Annotated in this window: 20 protein-coding genes; 5 read left to right on the top strand and 15 right to left on the bottom strand. The window is 63.6% G+C overall.

Features of this window, described 5'->3' with window-relative positions; genetic code table 11:
* Window positions 1–51: 51 nt before the first annotated feature.
* From AC3WJM_RS07995 to AC3WJM_RS08020, 6 genes are all read right to left on the bottom strand, one after another.
* Window positions 52–837: an SDR family oxidoreductase gene (locus AC3WJM_RS07995; protein WP_306959885.1), complete on the bottom strand. Its 786-nt coding sequence runs from the start codon at window positions 835–837 to the stop codon at window positions 52–54.
* Window positions 837–1,769, bottom strand: coding sequence for a dihydrodipicolinate synthase family protein (locus tag AC3WJM_RS08000; protein ID WP_441438150.1), 933 nt, complete (start codon window positions 1,767–1,769; stop codon window positions 837–839). The genes AC3WJM_RS07995 and AC3WJM_RS08000 overlap by 1 nt, the downstream gene beginning before the upstream one ends.
* A 57-nt stretch (window positions 1,770–1,826) precedes the next feature.
* Window positions 1,827–2,627 carry an enoyl-CoA hydratase-related protein gene (locus tag AC3WJM_RS08005; protein WP_492271588.1) on the bottom strand — a complete coding sequence of 267 codons (801 nt, stop codon included), beginning with the start codon at window positions 2,625–2,627 and terminating at the stop codon, window positions 1,827–1,829.
* 8 nt (window positions 2,628–2,635) lie between these two features.
* Entirely contained in the window at window positions 2,636–3,895 is a 1,260-nt protein-coding gene (locus AC3WJM_RS08010; RefSeq protein ID WP_492271563.1) for a CaiB/BaiF CoA transferase family protein, read from the bottom strand.
* A complete protein-coding gene (locus tag AC3WJM_RS08015; RefSeq protein ID WP_284989047.1) occupies window positions 3,892–5,274 on the bottom strand; it encodes an FAD-dependent oxidoreductase in 1,383 nt (460 codons plus the stop codon). The genes AC3WJM_RS08010 and AC3WJM_RS08015 overlap by 4 nt, the downstream gene beginning before the upstream one ends.
* Before the next feature lie 228 nt (window positions 5,275–5,502).
* Complete coding sequence (locus tag AC3WJM_RS08020; RefSeq protein ID WP_059389980.1) at window positions 5,503–6,111, bottom strand: helix-turn-helix domain-containing protein; 609 nt, start codon at window positions 6,109–6,111, stop codon at window positions 5,503–5,505.
* Window positions 6,112–6,662: 551 nt separating this feature from the next.
* On the opposite strand from AC3WJM_RS08020, the gene AC3WJM_RS08025 reads away from it, so the two are divergent.
* Both AC3WJM_RS08025 and AC3WJM_RS08030 read left to right on the top strand, forming a co-directional pair.
* Window positions 6,663–7,967, top strand: coding sequence for an MFS transporter (locus tag AC3WJM_RS08025; RefSeq protein ID WP_492271564.1), 1,305 nt, complete (start codon window positions 6,663–6,665; stop codon window positions 7,965–7,967).
* 4 nt (window positions 7,968–7,971) lie between these two features.
* Window positions 7,972–8,424 (top strand): cytidine/deoxycytidylate deaminase family protein, encoded by a 453-nt coding sequence (locus AC3WJM_RS08030; protein WP_306959873.1) that lies wholly within the window; start codon window positions 7,972–7,974, stop codon window positions 8,422–8,424.
* A 116-nt stretch (window positions 8,425–8,540) separates the two neighbouring features.
* Here AC3WJM_RS08030 and AC3WJM_RS08035 read toward each other — a convergent pair whose 3' ends face one another.
* From AC3WJM_RS08035 to AC3WJM_RS08050, 4 genes are all read right to left on the bottom strand, one after another.
* Complete coding sequence (locus tag AC3WJM_RS08035; RefSeq protein ID WP_059389983.1) at window positions 8,541–8,888, bottom strand: RNA polymerase-binding protein RbpA; 348 nt, start codon at window positions 8,886–8,888, stop codon at window positions 8,541–8,543.
* A gap of 244 nt (window positions 8,889–9,132) precedes the next feature.
* Entirely contained in the window at window positions 9,133–10,074 is a 942-nt protein-coding gene (locus AC3WJM_RS08040; RefSeq protein WP_059389984.1) for an SPFH domain-containing protein, read from the bottom strand.
* A gap of 118 nt (window positions 10,075–10,192) precedes the next feature.
* A complete protein-coding gene (locus tag AC3WJM_RS08045; RefSeq protein ID WP_059389985.1) occupies window positions 10,193–10,654 on the bottom strand; it encodes an NfeD family protein in 462 nt (153 codons plus the stop codon).
* A 121-nt stretch (window positions 10,655–10,775) separates the two neighbouring features.
* A complete protein-coding gene (locus AC3WJM_RS08050; RefSeq protein ID WP_492271565.1) occupies window positions 10,776–11,618 on the bottom strand; it encodes a methyltransferase domain-containing protein in 843 nt (280 codons plus the stop codon).
* A gap of 68 nt (window positions 11,619–11,686) precedes the next feature.
* On the opposite strand from AC3WJM_RS08050, the gene AC3WJM_RS08055 reads away from it, so the two are divergent.
* The gene (locus AC3WJM_RS08055; protein WP_492271566.1) at window positions 11,687–13,714 is read left to right on the top strand and encodes a S9 family peptidase; all 2,028 of its coding nucleotides are present in this window, start codon (window positions 11,687–11,689) and stop codon (window positions 13,712–13,714) included.
* Here AC3WJM_RS08055 and AC3WJM_RS08060 read toward each other — a convergent pair.
* Genes AC3WJM_RS08060 through AC3WJM_RS08075 form a run of 4 tightly spaced genes read right to left on the bottom strand, consistent with a single transcriptional unit; the run spans window position 13,704 to window position 17,410 of the window.
* On the bottom strand, window positions 13,704–14,381 hold the full coding sequence (locus AC3WJM_RS08060) for a peptide deformylase (RefSeq protein ID WP_492271567.1): 678 nt from the start codon (window positions 14,379–14,381) through the stop codon (window positions 13,704–13,706). The two genes, AC3WJM_RS08055 and AC3WJM_RS08060, sit on opposite strands and share 11 nt — an antisense overlap.
* Window positions 14,382–14,396: 15 nt before the next feature.
* Window positions 14,397–15,542: an FAD-dependent oxidoreductase gene (locus AC3WJM_RS08065; protein WP_492259845.1), complete on the bottom strand. Its 1,146-nt coding sequence runs from the start codon at window positions 15,540–15,542 to the stop codon at window positions 14,397–14,399.
* Window positions 15,532–16,260 (bottom strand): class I SAM-dependent methyltransferase, encoded by a 729-nt coding sequence (locus AC3WJM_RS08070; protein WP_492259844.1) that lies wholly within the window; start codon window positions 16,258–16,260, stop codon window positions 15,532–15,534. Before AC3WJM_RS08070 ends, AC3WJM_RS08065 begins: the two co-directional genes overlap by 11 nt.
* Window positions 16,261–16,273: 13 nt before the next feature.
* A complete protein-coding gene (locus tag AC3WJM_RS08075; protein WP_492271568.1) occupies window positions 16,274–17,410 on the bottom strand; it encodes a type III polyketide synthase in 1,137 nt (378 codons plus the stop codon).
* Window positions 17,411–17,953: 543 nt separating this feature from the next.
* Here AC3WJM_RS08075 and AC3WJM_RS08080 point away from each other — a divergent pair.
* Window positions 17,954–18,406 carry an META domain-containing protein gene (locus AC3WJM_RS08080; RefSeq protein ID WP_492271569.1) on the top strand — a complete coding sequence of 151 codons (453 nt, stop codon included), beginning with the start codon at window positions 17,954–17,956 and terminating at the stop codon, window positions 18,404–18,406.
* On the opposite strand, the gene AC3WJM_RS08085 is transcribed toward AC3WJM_RS08080, so the two are convergent.
* Window positions 18,295–18,810: a dihydrofolate reductase family protein gene (locus AC3WJM_RS08085; protein WP_492271570.1), complete on the bottom strand. Its 516-nt coding sequence runs from the start codon at window positions 18,808–18,810 to the stop codon at window positions 18,295–18,297. The two genes, AC3WJM_RS08080 and AC3WJM_RS08085, sit on opposite strands and share 112 nt — an antisense overlap.
* A 150-nt stretch (window positions 18,811–18,960) precedes the next feature.
* Between AC3WJM_RS08085 and AC3WJM_RS08090 the strand changes: the two genes are divergently transcribed.
* Window positions 18,961–19,827, top strand: a complete 867-nt coding sequence (locus AC3WJM_RS08090) for a PhzF family phenazine biosynthesis protein (RefSeq protein WP_306959857.1) — start codon at window positions 18,961–18,963, stop codon at window positions 19,825–19,827.
* Window positions 19,828–19,864 lie beyond the last annotated feature (37 nt).

The following is a 19,864-nucleotide window of genomic DNA, read 5'->3' on the forward strand; positions in this document are numbered from 1 at the left end:
GGCTTAGCGGTTGGGATTGGGTGTTGGGGCTGTGCGGGAGGACGGCCGGACCTAAAGGCTCCGGATCAGGCCCCCGTCGCAGCGAAGCGCGACGCCGGTGATGTAGGAAGCGGGGGCGCTGCAGAGGAAAGAAGCGGCGGCGCCGAACTCCTCCGGTTCGCCGTAGCGTCTGGCCGGAATGGTCTTGCGGGATTCGAGTTGGATTTCCTCGGGCGTGGTGCCACGGCGCTTGGCCGCCGCCCGGTCCAGTTCGGCGACGCGATCGGTGGCGATGCGTCCCGGCAAGATCATGTTGACCGTGACGGCGTCGAGAGCCACTTCCGCCGCAAGGGTTTTGAGGTAGCCCGCCAATGCTGCGCGGCCCGTGTTGGAGACGGCAAGGTTGGGCAGGGGTGCCACAACGCCGCTGGATCCGATGGCAAGGATCCGTCCCCAGCGCCGCTCCCGCATCCCCGGCAGGATCTTCGAGACAAGCGCGTGGTGGGGCTTCACGAGCAGCTCGAACGCGGCGGTGATGTCGTCGGCGCCAAGGCTCGCGGCCGCCCCCGGCTTGGGACCGGGGCCGTTGAGGACAAGGATGTCGATGGGACCGAGTAGTTCCACTGCGCGTTCGACGGCGGCGGTCACTCCGTCCGCTGTGCTCAGGTCGGCCTCGACAGCCACGGCGCTGTGGCCGTCGGCCTGCAGCTCTGCTGCGATCTTCTCGGCCAGCTCGCCGCGGCGGCCGGTGATGGCAACCCGGACGCCTTCGGCCGCGAGCCCGCGGGCGACGGACAGTCCCAGCCCTCCCGTGGAGGCGGCGACGAAGGCGGTCTTGCCGCTGATTCCGAAATCCATTAGAGCCTTCCTACTGTGTGCTCGGCGGGGGTAAGGGAGAGATCCAAAGCGTGGGCCGCTTCAGCCAGATGCGTCAGCATTCCGTTCCTGAGGACCTCCGGGAAAGGAGTCGCCGGCGGCCGGACGCCGGAGTCCTTGATGAAGCCCCGCTCACGGAAGCACTCCTTCCGGACCGCCAATGCGATCCGGGCCTGCTGCTCGAAGTTGATGAGCGGCAAGTACGGGAGCAGCGCGTCCCGGGCATCGTCGTAACCGCCCGATTGCCACGCGCGGACGCAGGCAACGAGGGCTTCCGGGTAGGAGAACCCCGTCATGGCGCCGGCGGCGCCAGCCACCAGCTCGTCCAGCAGCCCTTGACCTCCCAGCCCGCCGAACACCGAGACGTCGACGGCGGCCGACAGTTGGGCGATGGCCACACTGGTCGGCGGGGCCTCGGCCTTGACCGCGACAACAAACTTGCACGCCTGGACCACGTAAATGAGTGCTTCGGTGCCGATGCTGACGCCGCTGGCCACTGGGTAGTCCTGCAGGACGACCTTGGCCCCGGTGGACTGGTGGATGGCGTTCAGGTGCGCGATCACAACTTCCGGCCGGGCCGAATTGGCCTGCACCATGACGGCTGCGAGCCGGTCGCCAGCCACGGCCTGGGCGGCGCGGATTTCTTCGACTGCCGTGCCCGTGAAGAGCGAGGTCACACCCACCACGAGAGGCAATCGGGTTTCTTCGACCACCACTTCCAGCGCCAGGCTGCGCTCCGCTGCGGTCAGGGCGGCCGCCTCGCCGAAGACACCCAGGACAGTCAGCCCTGTCGCGCCGATGGATTCATAGTGCTCCACCAACCGGGCCAGGCTGTCGGTGTCCAGATCGAGGGTGCTGCCCTGGAATGGAGTGGCGACGACGCCCCACACTCCGGGTGCTAGTGCTTCCCGCATTGGTTTGTCCTTCCGTTCGTGCTGAAGTTCGGTGTCTTGCATCTGTTCATGCTGCATTCAGCGGCCCGGCCACACAGGCGGGCGTTTTTCCTGGAAGGCGAGCACGCCTTCAGCGGAGTCTTCACTGTCGAGTGCGGCCATGAGTGCCGGCAGCCTGAGGCCTCGGGCATCAGTGGCGCTCAGGTGGCTGGTCCTACTGACCATTTGCTTGACGGCCCGGACGGAGCTGGGCGCGCAGGCGAGGATCTGGTCCACCCAGCGCTGCACCGCGGCGTCGAGCTCCTCCGCGGGGACCACTTCGTTGACCAGTCCCATCGATTGCATTTCCGCGGCCTCGGCCTTGCGGCCCGTGAGGAGCATGCCCATCGCTTGCGTGTAGGGGACGCGGCGCACCAATTGGTGGATGCCGCCGTCGAGCGCCAAGCGCCCGACCCGCGGTTCGGTGAGGCCGAAGCGGGCCGAGTCCGCGGCGACCACAATGTCGGCGCCGAGCACCATCTCCATGCCGCCGCCCAGCGCATAGCCGTTCACCCGGGCAATCACCGGAATGTCCAGGCTCGTGCGCAGGCTCAGTCCGCCGAAACCGTTGGGGTCAAGCTCCGCCCAATACTGCAGGCCGGTCTTGTCCACGGCAGAGGCGGACATGTCCGCCCCGACGCAAAACGCCCGCGTGCCGGCCCCGGTGATGACGACGGCGCGCACGTCAGGATCGGCTTCGATCTGGCTCCAGATCTCGTTGAGCCGGGCTTGTGCAGTCCCGTCGACGGCGTTGAGCACGTGCTGGCGGTCGATGACCACCGTGGCCACGTAATTCTCGATGGTCAGCGTGACCTGGTCGACGATCGTCTTCTCTTCCATCGACACGGTCACCGGAGCACTCCCAACTTCTGCAGGCGCTCGATGGTTTCAGCGTCGAAGCCGTTCTCCAGGAGGACCTCCACATTGTGCTCACCGAGCCGCGGCGCCACGCGCCGGACGGAAGGCGGGGTAGCAGACAAGCGAATGGGGGCGTTGAGCATCTTCACGGTGCCGACGCCCGGGTGCTCGGCTTCCACGATCATGCCGTTGGCCTCCGTCTGGGCATCGGCCAGTGCCTGTTCCAGGGTGTGGACAGGCGCGTTGAGCAGGCCTTGGCTTTCCAGTTGGTTGGTCCAGTACTCGGTAGTGTTCGTGGCCATCCGCTCCCGGAAGATCGCCTGCAAGGCCGGCTTGTGCTTGAACTGCTGCTCCAGGTTGGCGAACTCCGGCCGCTGGGTGAGGTCCTCGTCCAGGCCCAGCGCTTCGGAAATCCGAGCGAGCGGATCAGGCGTGAAGCCGCCCACCATGCAGACGGCGCCGTCGGTGGTTTCGAAGACACCGCTCAGCGGCATGGCGCCCCAATTGACTTCGTAGCCGCGGTTGAGCTGCATGCACGCCTCCTGCATCTGCAGGTGGAGCATGGAGTCGTACATTGTCACCTCGACTTTTTGCCCGACGCCGGACGCCTCCCGGGTGCGCAGTGCCAGCAGGATGCCCTGCATGAGGTGCATGCCCGTGATGTAGTCGCACAACGTGGTGGGGTAGATGGCCGGCTTCTGGTCGTCCGACTCGCGCCGCCACATCACGCCGGAGTACGCCTGTGCGATCGCATCCTGGCCGCCCTTGTGCGAGTAGGGTCCCACCGGGCCGAAGCCCGTGCCGGAGGCCCAGATAATTCCGGGGTTCTCCGCCTTGAGTTCCTCGTAGCCGAAGCCCATCCGCTCCATCACGCCGGAACGGAAATTGCTGACGACGACGTCGGCGTCGGCCATGACCCGGCGGAGGACGGCTTTGCCCTCGTCGGTGCGGGTATCCACGGAAACGCTGCGCTTGTTCCGGTTGATGGACAGGAAGATGGGGTTGTCCTGGCCGTCCTTGTCCGGGAACGAATTGCGCGAAATGTCGCCGGCGCCCGGACGTTCCACCTTGATGATGTCCGCGCCGTAGTCGCCCAGGAGCTGGGTGCAGGACGGTCCCATGAACACTTGGGTGAAGTCCACGATCTTGATGCCTTCGAGCGGAAGCGGGATGCCGTTGGACTTGGCGGCGCCGGCGGGCGCCGCCGTCGTGGTTTCCTCAAACTCATCGAGAAGCGTGTCGGTGCTCATGCCCCCACCACCGCTTCGCTGTCGAGTGTAGCGTTCGACGACGGGATGTCGCCCGGGTCCGCACCGTGCCGGCGCATGCCCTGCTGGATGTCCAGCGCGGAAACGTCGCGGACGAGGGTGCCGTTTTCGACCGCGAGAGCCGCGGCGACGCCGACTGCCTGGCCCATGGCCATGCAGGGCGGGATCTCGCGGGACATCTTCTGCGCTTCCGGGGTGGCGGAGTAGTGGCGGCCGGCGACGAGGAGTTGGTCCACTTCCTTGGGAAGCAGCGAGCGGTACGGGTAGTAGTAATCGCGGCCGCGGGCCACGGTGTCCGCGAAGTGGCGGCGGGAGGTGACATCGTCCTTGGTCATGACGTATTCGCCCTCGAGCAGGCGGGTCTGCCGTACGCCCATTTGGGAGGCGACGTCCAGCATGTAGCAGTTCTCGAAGCCGGGCAGGTGGGCGCGGACGTACTCCACGGCCTCGGTGATACGGTCGCGCGCGGCAAACTCTGCGGCGGTCATGTCCGCCGGATCCACGCCGTCGTACCCGGTCATGTGGGGAGCGTTGCACCAGACGACGCCGTCGATGGGCGTCTTGAGCCACCACAGTTCCCAAGCGCCGCCAAGGAGGCGCTTGATGGTGCGGTTGATGGCACGGGCCTCCTTCGGGTTGGCCTGCTCGAAAGCTTCTGCGGCGGCCGTGTCCACGTTGCCCAGGCGGAAGACGAGGGTGGTGAGATAGCTGTCCTTGATGTGGCTGGCGCCGGCACGGGAGGCGACGTCGATGTCACCGGTCGTGTCGATGACGATGTCCGCCATGAACGCCTGCGGGCCGGACTTGGTCTCGCAGATGACGCCCTTGATCACGCCGTTGTCCACGATCGGGCGGGAGAACCACGAGTGCAGGCGGAGGTTGACTCCGGCTTCGCGGACAAGGTCGTTGGAGACGCGCTTCCAGCCGTCCGGATCGAAGGCTGCGGCGTAGCAAATCGGCTTGGGGTTGGTGTGGGAGTGGAAGTCGAAGGTGCCGTAGCGGCCCCACTTGTTCCAGAGTTCCTCGGAGGTCTTGCGGTCATCGGCAGGCGGAACGATAGCAAGGCCGAGCTTCTGCAGCCGTTCCACGTACTCCGAAACGATGCCGGTCACCGTGATTTCCTGGCCGTTGATCATGTCGTCGAGCACCAGGACCATGCCTCCGGAGGCAAGTCCACCGAGCGAGGAGTAGCGCTCCAGGAGCGTGACGGATGCGCCGGACCGTGCTGCGGTGACTGCGGCGGCCACGCCGGCGGGCCCACCGCCGACCACGAGGACGTTGGAGCGGGAGATGACGGGTGCGGTGAGGTCCGCCGTCGTCGTACTGAGTTCCAGTGACGATGTGGTGGCAAAGGAGTTCATGGTGGAGGATCCTTACTTCCCGGCGGGCATTCCGTTGGAACGGTTGCCGGGGTATAGACGGGGTGCTCAGGAAGAGCCTGCGGCGATGTACGCAGCGGACCAGGCCTGGCGGAGGGCATGCCGAGTAGAGGTCCCGGGGGACCTGGACACGGAAGATTGAGATGTTTGCGAACGGACATCCAAGGGTCCGTACGTGTATGGGAGCGAGCGGCGGCTAGCGCCGGCTGGTCACCATACGTGAGGGGCGTTGACCCAGATAGCTACGCATACCTCTTCGTAGCTGTTTTTGTACCAGTGAGGCGTATCCGAGGAGAAGGTGATCGAATCGCCCGCCTCAAGCGTGTAGCACTCGCCGTCGAGGAAGATGTCCTTCTTTCCCGACAAGATGATGCCGAACTCCTCGCCGCTGTGGCGGAAAGGGGTGGCGCTGGTGTCGTGGCCTGGCGGACTCACGATCCATTGGGCCTCCAAGGCGCCATTGAGGTCCGGGGTCAGGAGTTCATAGACTGCCTCTCCCACGGACTTCTTGGTGACGCCTTTGAGGTTTCGCCGCTCGGACTTGCGGACAACCGGCGACCTGGTTTCTTCCTGGCCGAGGAAGAACTTCCCCACAGGAATGTCCAGGCCGTGAGCCAGCTGCGCCAAGGTGGTGAATGATGGGTTGGCCAGCCCGCGTTCGATCTGGCTGACGATCGCCGGGCTGAGACCGGTGATTTCCGAGAGTTTGGACAGGGTCATCCCCTTGTCCTTGCGCATCGTGCGGACCTTGTTGCCGACAGTTGCCAGAAGCGCGCTCGTGCCGGCAGGTGAGGATGCCGTGATGATCTCGTTGGTCATGATCCAGCTTTCTCTCGGTGAGCTGACTCACATAACTATAGTGAAAAATTTTAGCGAATCAATGGTTTGGTGAAATTTTCTCGTTCTCCGGGTTCACTGACGCCGCTGCCGCGGCAGACTCTTCAATACACGCGGGGCAACGAAGGCTATTTACCAAAAAGCATTGACCTGGTGAATATCTTCAATATAGTTAAGTGAGTCGCATCACTTGGGGAAGTTTGCAACACGATCAGAGACGTTGGCGCTTCAGCCTTCTGGCGGAAGGCCCAGCCCGGCCCCACGTCCACCCTCGTGTTTCCCTTTCTGATCCTGCGGCACCCAAGCAAGCCATCCACGCTCCCTCTAACGGGACTGGGTGTCCCCGTTTGCTTCAAAGCGCTACGAAGAGGCACGCGTAGCTATCTGGGCTAACTCGCTTCCCATGAGGTGAGCTGGTTCGGCCTTGCCGGACCAAGCCAAAATGATAGTTTCGATCACCGTCCATTCCCCCTGGATGTCAACGGTGATCCGTACCCTCACGCACCGCGAAGGTGCGGAGGAAGGAAAGAATCATGACTGACACTGTCGTCAAGAATGGCCCGGAAAGCGCCCGGAAATCCCGGCTCTCTCCGGAAATCCGCCGTGGGCTGCTGGGCCTCGGACTCGGGAACACCCTTGAGTGGTACGACTGGATGGTCTTCGGACTCCTGTCGGCCTTCATCGGGCCAAAGTTCTTCCCCTCGCAGGACCCCACCGCCGCAACGCTTAACGCCCTGGCCGTCTTCGCCGTCGGGTTCGCCTTCCGTCCCTTGGGCGGCGTCCTGCTCGGTACTTTCGCCGACAGAATCGGCCGTCGAAAAGTGATGCTCTGGTCCATCATGATGATGGCAATCACCACGCTGATCATCGCCCTGTGTCCGACGTACCAGCAGATCGGCGGCGCCGCCGGCGTCATCCTCTTGGTCTGCCGCATCGTGCAGGGCATCTCCACCGGTGTTGAAGCTCCGCTTTCCACCGCGCACGCCGTCGAACTGGTTCCCGTGGGGCGCGAGGGGTTCGTCGCGGGCATCATCTCCTTCTTCGTCAACTCCGGCATTCTCCTCGCCTCGCTGGTCAGCTACCTGTGCAGCCTGATGCTGAGCGGGGCTGTCATGGCCGACTGGGGCTGGCGTGTTCCCTTCATCGTGGGAGCGATCTTCGGCTTCATCGTGGTCTACCTTCGGCGCACTCTTCCGGAAACCATGCGGCCCGAGGAGCTCGCGGAGAACTCCTCCAAAGCTGTTTGGGGCGGCGTGCGCAAGCATTGGCTGAGCGTGCTGGCCATAACCTTCGTGGTTGGAGCAGCGCAAGCCTACAACTACGCCTGGAACACCGGCCTGCCCACTGCGGCCCGCAGCGGCTTCAAAGAAGACGCCACCACTGTCTTCGCCCTCACCACCATTCTTGGAGCCGTGCTGGTTGTCGGCAGCCTGGTAGTCGGCAAGTTCGCAGACGGCAAGTCGATTTCGAAGTGGTTCCTGATCACCCGCGCACTGTCGATTCCGTCGGTCTTCCTGATGCTGATGTACGTCCGTCCGGGCATCGGCGGGTTCGCCGCGGTCCTCCTGGGCGGCTCGGTTGTCCTTGTCCTGAACATGACCCTGTACAACGTCGTCACCAGTTCCCTGATGCCCAAATCATGCCGAGGCGCCGGAACTTCCCTTGGTTACGGGATTGGTGTGGCCGTCTTCGGTGGTACGGCTTCCTATCTCCTGGTCTGGCTCCAGTCCATGAATGCATCGTGGATCTTCCCGGTTTACGTCGCGGTGCTGTCCGTGCTGAGCATTGTCTTCTACCTGCTGGCACGCAGGAAGAGCGGCATCTTCATTGGAAGCTAGGAACGTGATCTCGTTTGACCTCAGTCAGTCCGACGTAGAGCTCTACGCCGCGGCCCGCCAACTGCTCCTCACGGCTCATCACAGCGAGAACCATCGTGTCGCTGCCGCGATGCGGGGCGCGTCAGGGGCGATCTATCTGGGCCTTCACATCGGTTCCAAACGAATCAACGTGTGTGCCGAATCCAGCGCCCTCGCCAATGCCCGCATTGCCCAGGAAGCCTCCATCGAGTCCTCGGTCGCAGTCAGCATGGACGAACACGGAGAACCGCAGGTCACGAATCCTTGTGGCGTCTGCCGGGAGCTGCTGCGGAACTACGGAGCCGGGGCAACGGTCCTGGTTGATGCCGGGGGAGAGGTTGGAACTGTCGGTCTAGCCGAACTCCTGCCATATCCCTGGATGCGGGCCACCGAGACCGAATGGGCCACCCAACCACCGGAAGCCACGAAGATGCACTAAATGCAACGGAAAAGTCCGGGTCCGCACTCTGAAGAGTGCGGACCCGGACTTTTATCGTGAAACTGTTCCCTCGGCAACTGTCCGCTGAGGAACGGCGCCCTTTGGGAATTGCGGCGTTATGCCGAGCGGCGTTCCCCGCGACGTTCGCGCAGGATGTTCAGGCGGTCTTCGAGGATCTGCTCGAGCTCGGGGAGGCTGCGACGTTCCAGCAGCATGTCCCAGTGGGTGCGGACGGCCTTCTCGTTGGTGTCAACGGGGCGTTCACCATCAACCAGGAGCGCTTCCTTGCCGGTCTTGGAAACCCAGACAGGAGGGATCTCGGCTTCGGAGGAGAAGGTAACGAAGACCTGCTCTCCGTCCGCGCAGCGGTATTCAACCCTCTGACGCGGCGCCGGCTCCACGCCGGATTCGGTTTCCATGCTCTGGGCGCCAAGACGCATGCCCCGCAGGCTGCGATCGCTCATGATTACTCCCTCTGTCTGTTCGCGGAACCATGCTCCGCGCTAGCCGGACGCCGCGAGGCGTCGCCCGGACTACTGTCTGCACACGTTGCATCACTAGATGAAACGCCTGACCAAGCGTTAATGTTCCGTTCGGATTGAACCGGCCGGACAAATACACCATTATACGCGGATCGAAGCTGACAGGACAAAGCGAAGAGGACCGGCCAGAGAGATTGTGGCCGGTCCCCGTTCAAACTGTCGGTAGTTACGCGGACGGTTCTTGTTTGGAATCGCTGAACAGGTCAGCGACACCGGATCCGCCGTTGGCGCCACCGAGCGCTCCGCCGATGCCCTTGAGGGCCTCACCGACCTCGCTCGGGATGATCCACAGCTTGTTGGATGAGCCCTCCGCAATCTTCGGCAAGGTCTGGAGGTACTGGTAGGCAAGCAGCTTTTGATCCGGGTTGCCCTTATGGATGGCGTCGAAGACCTTCTGAATGGCCTGCGCTTCGCCATCTGCGCGGAGGATGGCTGCCTTCGCGTCACCCTCTGCAGCCAGGATTGCCGCTTGCCGTTGGCCTTCGGCCGTGAGGATCGCCGATTGCTTGGTGCCTTCGGCCGTCAGAATCGCAGCACGCCGGTCGCGCTCGGCCCGCATCTGCTTCTCCATTGAGTCCTGAATGGAGTGCGGCGGGTCGATTGCCTTGAGCTCCACGCGGGAAACGCGGATTCCCCAGCGTCCCGTGGCTTCGTCCAGGACCCCGCGCAACTGGCCGTTGATCTGGTCGCGCGAAGTGAGTGCTTCTTCAAGATTCAAGCCGCCCACGACGTTACGGAGCGTCGTGGTGGTCAGCTGTTCAACAGCCTGGATGTAGTTGGCGATCTCGTAGGTCGCTGCCCGGGGATCCGTGACCTGGAAATAGACCACGGTGTCGATCGATACAACCAGGTTGTCTTCGGTAATCACCGGCTGCGGCGGGAAGGAAACCACTTGTTCTCGAAGGTCCAACAGCGGCAGCAAGCGGTCGACAAACGGGATCAGGATGGTGAGCCCGGGGTTGAGCGTGCGCTGGTATTTACCGAGGCGTTCCACGACGCCGGCGCGCGCTTGCGGGATGATCCTGATCGAGCGGACCAAAACGATAATCACGAATATGACGAGAACTAGCAGCACGATCGCGGCTGCAGTTCCTCCCAAGCTGTCCATACATCTCCTTCATTCCCCAGTTACGTTTTTGATGCGGTATGTGTGCGGCAAAATGCCGGTCGCCAGTCGCCGAACGCTCGTCGTCGAACGTCGTGGCGTAAGCCATGGCGGGACGCTGCTAGTGCGGGCTGTTTTCCGCTGTCGGGGCGACTACCGCCGTCGCGCCGTCAATCCTGGTGACCTGCACGGTCTGGCCGGCGTCGATGATTTCCGCCGCGCTGCGGGCGCTCCACACATCGCCACCGATTTTGACGAGTCCCGCCGTCGCGCTGACGGGCTCCATGACGAGCGCCGATTGGCCGATCAAGCGGTCCACGTTGGTGCGTTGCTCGGCGGGCCCTTTGTGCAGATGCTTGAGTGCGATAGGACGGACGAACGCGATCATCAGCAGGGACACGATGCAGAGGACCACAATCTGCAACCACAGATCGGCTCCGGCAAGGTCAGCGACGAGTGCAGCCAGCGCGCCGGCCCCGAGCATGATGAAGAAGAAGCTGAGCGTCAGCATCTCCACCACGGCGAAAGCGAGAAACACCGTGAGCCAGAGGGCCCACCAGTTGCTGCCAAGCCATTCAAACATCGTTCCCCCTGTTTCCGGACTTGCGGCGGCAGCCGGCCTGATCCGGACTGCAGCGTCGGCAAGATCACAGTCGCTATTTTTCCATCCTAGCCCGGCGCGAAGGTTCCCGTTAGGCGCCTTGCTACGGCGCTGTGAAAACGCTGAGGGTGAACTTCGCGGTGGCTTGAACGGACGTTTCCGAGGTCGTTGACGCCAGAAGGGCGGCGCGTTCCAGGTGATGACCCGCCGGTCCCATGAAGGCGACATCGGCGATGTCCCGCCCACCGAGCTTGAGGTCCACGTCGAGGTGAATGGTGTCCGCGAGAGTGAAGAACTCCTGCATGGACTCGGTAAGTCGTTCTTCTTTTCCCGGCTCAATGTTGAGCATTCCGGTGCGTTCCGCAATCTCCCCAAGGTGTCCGTTGCGCGGAGTCACCACGATCACCCGGCCGCCTGGACGCAGGACGCGGGCGAATTCCGGGGGGTTCCGCGGCGCGAAGACCACGATGATGGCATCCACGGAGTGGTCGGCGATGGGCAGTGGTCGCCAGATATCCCACACCAGATTGACGGCGCCGGGATTCAGCCGTGCGGCCCGGCGGAGGGCGAACTTCGAGATATCGATGCCAATGGCTGCCGCAGGAGTGCGTTCCAGCACTGTCCGCAGGTAGTGGCCGGTGCCTGTCCCCGAATCGAGGACCAGGGAGCCCGGCACCGACAGGACCGGAGCCGCCTCCTCCGCGATGGCTTCGGCGAGCGGAGCGTAGTGGCCCGCGCCCAGGAAATCGTCGCGGGCCGCGACCATCTCTGCCGTGTCCGCCTCGAAGACGGTGCCCTTTCCCGTGAGCAGGTTGAAATAGCCCTGTTTGGCGGCGTCGAAACTGTGGCCGGCGACGCAAACCAGGGAAAGCGGCGCCGCCCCGCTTAGTCCAAAAGGACCCCTGCAGACCGGGCAGCGCAGGGAAGGGACGGCGTCGGAAAGCATAGGGACAATCCTACGGCGGCCGGAGTGGCAGATATCGTCACGCCGTGGCGGCCGCTAGGCTCACCAGCGTGAAAGCCGAACAACTCCCGCTGCTGAATTCCGTCTCTGCTCCCGCCGCCCATCCCGATGGGACCCGCGCCGTCGTGTCCGTAACGCGGCCCGATTTCGATGCTGATGCGTACGTCGGGCAGCTTTGGAGTGTTCCTTTTGACCCTGCGATCCCGCCCCGTCGGATAACCCGTGGGTTCCGGGACACCGCACCGGCATTCTCGCCCGACGGTACGGTATTGGCATTCCTCAGGGCGACGCCGGACGGCAAGCCGCAACTGCACGTGGTGGAGGCCGACGGCGGGGAACCGCAAGCGATCACTGAGCAGAAACTGGGTGTCTCGGACTTTTCCTGGGCACCCGATTCTCACAGGATTGTTTTCTCTTCGCGGGTTCCCGAGGAAGGCCGTTACGGAACGGTTGACGGCGTCGGGCCGGGCAGCGAAGACCCCCGATTGATCACCGACAACCAATACAGGCTCAATGGACTGGGTTACACCGCCGACAAGCCCGCGCAACTGTTCGTCGTCGACGTTCCCGAGCCCGGAGCGGAACCGCCGGTGGCCCCCGCCGGGAGGGCCGCTAAAGCCCTCGGGCCAGAGGCCGCGAGCCTGGTGCCGCGGGCCATGCAGTTGACCTCCGGCGACGTCGACCACACCTCGCCGTCGTTCAGCCGCAACGGCGAGAGCGTTTACTTCGTCGCCTCGCTTCACGAAGGCCACGACGCCGATCTCGCCTCGGGTATCTATCGTGTCCCCGCCGCGGGAGGGGACATCACCGCGCTGCGTCCGGACGCTGCACCGCAGTCTGTCCTGGAAGTCTGCGAGTCCGTGGACGGCGAACGGCTGTTCTTTACGGCACAGGACCTCGGCGATGACGGCCTGGATTTCGTCGCGAGGAACACAGCGCTATATGTCATGCCGGTCCGGGGTGGCAAGGCGACGATGCTGAGCGACGTCGAAAACCAGGACGTTGGCTGCCCCCTCGAAACCGTCGGAGCGGATGGGGTGCTGGCGCCCAACACGACTCGTGGGAACGTGCAACTGATCCGCTGGACGGCCGACGGCGGGACCGAGGTCCTCGTCGAGGGGCCCCGGGTGGTGATCGGCGCTTCCGCGGTGCGAGACATCGTGTCTGTCTCTTTCGGTGACGCGTTCAGCAACGGTGAGCTCGGCGTTCTGGAGAACGGTGAATTCCGGGTGCTCACCGATTTCGCCAGGGCGCTCCGAGGCAAAGCAGCCATTCTTGAACCGCACGAGTTCACAGCCACCGGCCCTGACGGCTACCCGGTCCATGGCTGGGCGGTCCTGCCGGAGGGGCCAGGCCCGCACCCCGTGCTGCTCACCATCCACGGCGGCCCTTTCGCGCAGTACACGGGAGCCTTCTTCGACGAAGCCCAGGTTTACGCCGAGGCGGGATACGCCGTGCTGATGTGCAACCCGCGTGGTTCCGCCGGGTACGGCCAGGCGCACGGCGGGGCCATCAAGGAAAAGATGGGCACCGTGGACATGGCGGATGTACTCACCTTCCTGGATGGTGCCCTGGAAGCCTTCCCGGTGATGGACAAGGAATCGATCGGCATCATGGGCGGGTCCTACGGCGGATACCTGACGGCCTGGGTCATCGGCCACGAACACCGCTTCAAGGCAGCCATCGTGGAGCGCGGATTCCTTGACCCCGTCAGCTTTGCCGGATCATCGGATATTGGATGGTTCTTCGGTGGCCAATACACGGGCGGCTCGCTGGAACAGATGGCGGCCCAAAGCCCCATGGCCGTGGTGACCGCAGTCCGGACACCCACGCTGGTAGTCCACAGCGAAAACGATCTCCGATGCCCGGTTGAACAGGGCCAGCGCTACTTTGCCGCCCTCAAGGCGCAAGGCGTGGAGACGGCGTTGCTCCTCTTCCCGGGTGAAGATCACGAACTATCGCGCTCGGGCACGCCACACCACAGGCGACAGCGTTTCGAGCAGATCCTCGCGTGGTGGGCAAGGCACCTGCCTTCAGCAGCAAACCGGCCCCGCGAGGCCGGCTCAGCTACGGATTGAGGAAACCAAGCCCGCGGCGTGCCTCGTCGATACCGGGGTACGCCCAATGTGCTGAGTATTCTGCATCGTTCGCCAGGGACCGCAGCTCGGCGCGGTCCACATAGAGTCCGCCTTGCAGGTGGTCGGTCTCGTGCTGGACTATCCGGGCCTGCCATCCGGAGAATCCAGCCGAGGCTGCACTGCCGTCGGGACGCTGATAATGCAGGCGGACATCGCGGTGCCGTGTGACCACGGCCTGGAATCCGCGCATCGACAAACAGCCTTCGTAGAACGACGCCGTTGCAGTCCCCTCGGGTTCGTAGCCGGGGTTCAGTATCGCGAAGAAGCCCAGCGGTGTCCTTTGGCGGATCTCCGAGGCCACAGGGTCAACATCGAAATGGTCTTCGAGCACGGCCAGCTGCAAGGGGATGCCGAGCTGCGGTGCGGCGAGGCCCACACCGGGAGCGGCGTGCATGACATCCCGCATCCGCTCGACCAGTTGCGCCAGTTCGGTGTCGTCGAGCTGGCCGTCATAGGGCGCGGCGCGCTGGCGCAGCACGGGATGGCCGACCTGCACGATGGGCGGGAGGCCTTCGAGGCCGAGCAAGTCCTGGACTGCGCTGCGGATTTCCGAGGCAGTAAACGTGGTGTCCGGGCCGGCAGCCATGGGGCGGGTCTCAAAGTCCATGGATTGAGCTTAGTGTCAATGCATCGTGAATCTACGGGCAACAAGCTCCGAGAACATCGGCAAGGTGATGGCTCGGCCGATCACCGCGTTCCTTGCGTTGAGGACCTTCGGGGGCAAGGGGCGGCCCAGCGCCATGTTGAGGCTGGCCTGCCAGATGGCTTTCTTCGCTGCACGCTGCCGGTCCCGCTCGAATCCAGCGAGTTCCTTGGTGGCAGGGCCTCCCGCGGATGTTCGCAATGCTTCGCTGATGATCGGCGCCAAGGCAACGGCGTCCAACCAGCCCAGGTTCATCCCTTGGCCGCCGATCGGGCTGATCTCATGGGCGGCGTCTCCAATCAGGGCGACCCGTCCGTGGATCATGCGGGAGACCATCCGGGAGGTGACGCCGAACGCGCTGATCATCGTATTGCTTGCGGAATCCACCGCGCTGCCGGTCCGCTTCTTGATAAGTGCGGCGAGCGCATGGGGAGTGGGTTCCTGGCACGGCGCGCCAAGCCGGACCACCCACCGGCGGATGCCGTCGGGCAGGGGGAAGGACTCCACGATTCCTCCGGGCTCAAGGAAGAGGACGGCGTTGTCGCCGTACGTCGATTCATCCCGGAAATCGCCCATGACGTAGTAGTCGGGATAGGTGCGGAGACGCGGCTCCAAACCCAGTCCCTCACGGACGGCGGAATGGACACCGTCGGCGGCCACTACGAAGCGGCCTAGAAATTCCACCGGAGCCCCCGATTGCTGTCCCCGCAGACGCAGGTGTCCGCCGTCGTCGACGACTTCCTCAACCTGCACCCCGCGGTGGAGGGCTCCCGGATCGAGGTCGATCACCCTGGACTCGAGGGCGTGGGTGGTGAGGTATTGCGGAACGGAAAGGATGAAGGGGTACTCGGCGGAGGGGCGGGCGAAGTCCATGTCGGCAACTTTCCTGCCACCGCTGTAAGCCGCACCGTGGGTGATGCGGACCCCGGAAGAGACCAAGGGATGTGCGGCACCTACTGCGTCCAAGGCCGCCAGGGCGGGAGGATGGATTCCTATGGCGCGCGTCTGGCGGCCCGACGTCGCGCGCCTTTCGAGAACCGCGACGCGGTGCCCGTTTTGCAGCAGCAGGGCTGCCATATATAGCCCGACAGGTCCGGCTCCAACCACCACGACGTCAAACATCATGGACCTCGCCGGGCCGGTAGACCAGCAGGTTGTGCCACAAGCCGCTCGGTTCAACCGTCCAGGCCGGGGGAGTGGCCGCACGGAGTTCCGCCGCGGTATAGCTGCGCCTGATGGACGTGAGGCCGTCGCCGTGGATGTAGGAACCGATGCCGAGGGGCCAGGATCCTGCCCAGAAAAGTGCGTAGGCCATGCGGCTGCGTTTGAGGTCGTTGTGCAGGGCGATCCGGCCGCAAAGCTGTTCGGAATCGTGAAGGAAGGCGGCGAGTTCCGGGGTGGTCAGGTGGTGCAGGACATGGTTGGAAATAACGACGTCGAATGTGCGACCTTCTGACACGAGCTCCGAGCTGAGGGCCTTCCGGTAGCTCACGCGCTCCACCGGCGGAGCGGAGTTGGCGAACTGGAAGGCGCGCTCGTCCGGGTCGATTCCGGTTATTTCCAGCTGATAGCCGTCCGCCGCGGCACGACGAGCGAGGTTACGGGCGACGTCTCCACCGCCGCAGCCGATGTCAAGGACCGTGGTGGGCACCGCCGTCGTGAGCAAAGGCTTGATCCGTGAGCTGTAGGTGGCCCGCCAGCCGGAAACTACGGCGTTGACGATCGGAAACCGCGCGTAACTCCGGTTGAGCCGGTCAAGCTCGCAATCGGGACGGTCCATGTCTTCCACCGCGGTCACATCCCGTTCGCCGAGAAAGCCGCCAGCGCGGGGGTGGGCGAGCATCAGAGACCCGGCATCACAGGGTCGGGGAAACCCTGGTGAACAGTCCCGTCTCCACCGTGAGGCCGGGCCCGAATGCCATGGAACAGATGCGTTCCTCCCGCTCTGCCGGAGTTTGTCCCAGGATGTGTTTCAAGACGAAGAGCACAGTGGCGCTGCTCATGTTGCCGTAGTCGCGAAGGACGTCGCGGGCGGGAATCATCTGCTCTTCGGTGAGTTCAAGCTTCGATTCGACTTTGTCGAGGATGCTGCGGCCGCCGGGATGGATGGCCCAATGTGCAATGTCCCGGTAGGGGAGTCCGGCCAGGGAGGGGTCCCGGGCAAGCAGCGGTTCGAGCGCGCCTGTGATGTGTTCCTCGATGATGTGGGGCACGTACGTGCCGAGAACCATTTCGAATCCTTCGTCTCCGATGTTCCAGGCCATGGCTTCTTCGCCGACTGGCGTCAGGACAGTCTCGAAGTGATCGAGCCTGATCACCGGGTCCGGCCCTTCGGGTTCGCGGGAAGTCACGACGGCGGCTGCCGCGCCGTCCGCAAAGATCGCCGAGCCCATGATGGTGTCCGGATCGTTTGAGGTCCGGACGTGGAGCGAGCAAAGCTCCACGCAGATGACGAGGACGACGGCAGAGGGGTCGGCCTGGCAGAACTGCCGGGCTGCGCGGAGGGCGGGGAACGCGGCGTAGCAACCCATGAAGCCGAGGTGATAGCGCTGTACCGCCGGGCTGAGTCCGAGGGCCCGGACCACTTTGTAGTCGGGGCCGGGATTGAAAAATCCGGTACAGGAAACAGTGATGACGTGGGTTATGTCAAGTAAATCGATATCGGGACATTTCCCGACGGCGGCCTTGGCGGCCTCGATGAACAATTTGGTGGCTTCGACGGCAAAGATTTCGTTGCGGACTTTGGTGCTGGGGCTAAGTACACGGCCCGTGGCAGGGTCGAAGAACGAGGGATTCTCGGAGTGGTTATCAAGGGACAATTCGGCGACGGCGGTGAATCGGGTATCGATTGCTGCTGAATCAAAACAGGTTCGCACCAGCCGGGATCCAAGCCGTGTCAGGCCGGGTTGAGATGCAAAAACGTCGCGCGCCTGTGGTTGCACAAGCACTGTGGGCGGTACGGCAGTTTCCAGAGACCTCACGTAGACCGGCATGCTTCATTGTTGGCGACGAAGATGCCGTTGACAATGGCAGGGCGTGGAAATGTGGACGTTTTGAGGGGCATCGGCTGTTTTCCGGGGAGCTGCTCCTCGACCGGTTTCCGGGTTTTCAAAGCTTCTGCGTCACAAATTGAGGCGATGGGCTACTAGTTCTAGTAGGAGCCCATTTGTCCGTTTCGCTGAGCTCGCCGAGCGGCTGGACCGGTTGGCAATCGACAAAGGAACGGGTTCTCACAGCTACTCCCACTCTCGTGGTTTTAACGCCGATAATCTACATTATGTAAAGTTGCGAAAGACCGTTCGCCCGTTTCTGCGAATACATCCGCTTCTTCCGACGGCCGCACAGGTGCCGAAATCGGTCCTGCCAGACCCCCGCTTCTCCCTGGGGCGCAGTGGCAACCAAACCGGCGAACGAAGCCCAGTGACAAAGCCGCCGACCACGTATACGCTCCGATCAGCTTCCATCTTCAGGGGGATTCGATGAAGCATTCACGATTGTGGCAAAACACTTTTCGCCTACTATTTTTCGTCCTGCTAATGACTTCTTGTGCATCGGGCCCGGTAGGCGAAACAAGGCCGGACGTCCCAGCGCTTTCCCCGACCGTTTCCACGCCTCCAGTGGTTACGTGCACGTCGTTCCTGCCGTCCGCCCCATGTTCGCAATACGTCAGCATTTCGGGGACATCCGACGGCGTCACCCTGCCTTGGGTGGCGGCAGGCGGGCTGAGAGTGGAACTGTATTCCGTCAACGGGGTGCTTCAGTTCGCGGCGAAAACCCCGTGCAATCCGATCAGTGGACCGGCGACCATCACAGCGAACACCCTCACACTCGGCAAACTCGCGGCTGGAGCAATGGGCTGCGCCGGCGAGTCTTCTGCTCAGGAGCAATGGGTCACGCAATTCCTCAGTCGCCCCATAGAAATGTCGTTCGTGAAGGACACTCTGACCTGGACGGCTGGAGCGGACACGCTCAGCTTCAAAAGCAAATAGCAGGCGCTCGTTGTGGCGTTACGCTGCCCACCAGACGGAATTCCCGGCGGGGCTCCGCTGGTCCAGCATGGGGCTCCTCCCCCAGTGCCCTGGCCGACGATCACGGGATAGGTGAGCAAATCGAGTTGGTCGACGAGGTCGTTGGCGAGCAGCCATCGGACCAGGACGCCGCTGCCCGGGACCAGCAGCTCGACGTCGTGATCTGCCTTCAGCTCGGCGATTGCTGTGGCGAGGTCGCCGGACGCACCGCCGTAGACCTCGCTGAGATAGTCACCCGTTTCGGCGTCGAGAAGAGGTATGGCCCATCCCCCGCGCTCAAAGCCGCCTCTGCGATCTTCGTCGGCTCCGCCCAATCCCTGCATCACGCCGTCCACCGAGACGTTGGTCGTTGTCGTCAACCTCATGTCGTTTCACCCCGTCGAACAACGGCCGCGGACCCCTTCTGGATCCACGCTACGTGCCCTCATTCTCCCAAGCCTTTACGCCCTTTGCCCGGTAGCGCCGTCGAACGCTGAATTCGGTCATGGCGGCGGCTTCCGTGCGACGATATCCGGATGGAACAGACCCCGGATGTGCTGCGCTATGCCGCCTTTACCGATACCCCCGAAGGAGGAAATCCGGCAGGAGTGGTCCTGGATGCAAGCGGCCTGGACGACTCACGGATGCAGGCAATCGCGGCTGAGATCGGGTACGCGGAAACGGTCTTTGTCACCGAGATGGCCGTTGACGGGGACGCCCGCCGAAACCGTGTGCGGTACTTCTCCCCCATCGCCGAGGTACCGTTTTGCGGCCACGCGACTATCGCTTTGGCTGTCGCGCTCTCAGGACGCGACGGTGCGGGAACCTTTGTATTCGACACCGAGGTAGGGCCCGTGGTGATTGAGACGGCGGGCCGCGGCACTGAGGTCACGGCAAGCTTCACGAGCGTGGAACCCCAAATTGCCGAGTTCTCCGACGGCGTCCTGGATTCCCTGCTCGGATTGCTCGGCATGGGCCAAAGCGAACTGCACCCGGGCTACCCTCCGAAGGTCGCTTTCGCCGGAAACTGGCACCCCATCCTGGTCTTCGCCGAACGGAGCACCTTCGACTCCTACGTGTTCAACCCGGATGCCATGCGCGCGCTGATGGATGCCCAGGGCTGGGCCGGCACCGTCACGACGCTCTGCGAGATTGCTGGCGGCGAGTTCGACTCGCGCAACCTTTTCCCCGTGGGAACCATCACTGAAGATCCGGCGACAGGTTCAGCCGCCGCGGCTTTCGGCGCATACCTCCGGCTGCTTTCGCTCGTGGAGACCCCAACCCGAGTGATTGTGCACCAAGGCAGCCACGTCGGCCGCCCGAGTGTCCTCATGGTCGACATTCCCCCGCAAGGCGGAATTGTCGTGAGTGGCGAAGCCGTGGAGATCGCCGAGCCCACATAACCAGTCCAGGCCCCACAAAACAAGGATAGTAAGGCAA

The organism is Arthrobacter sp. FW306-1B-G06A, assembly GCF_058781765.1.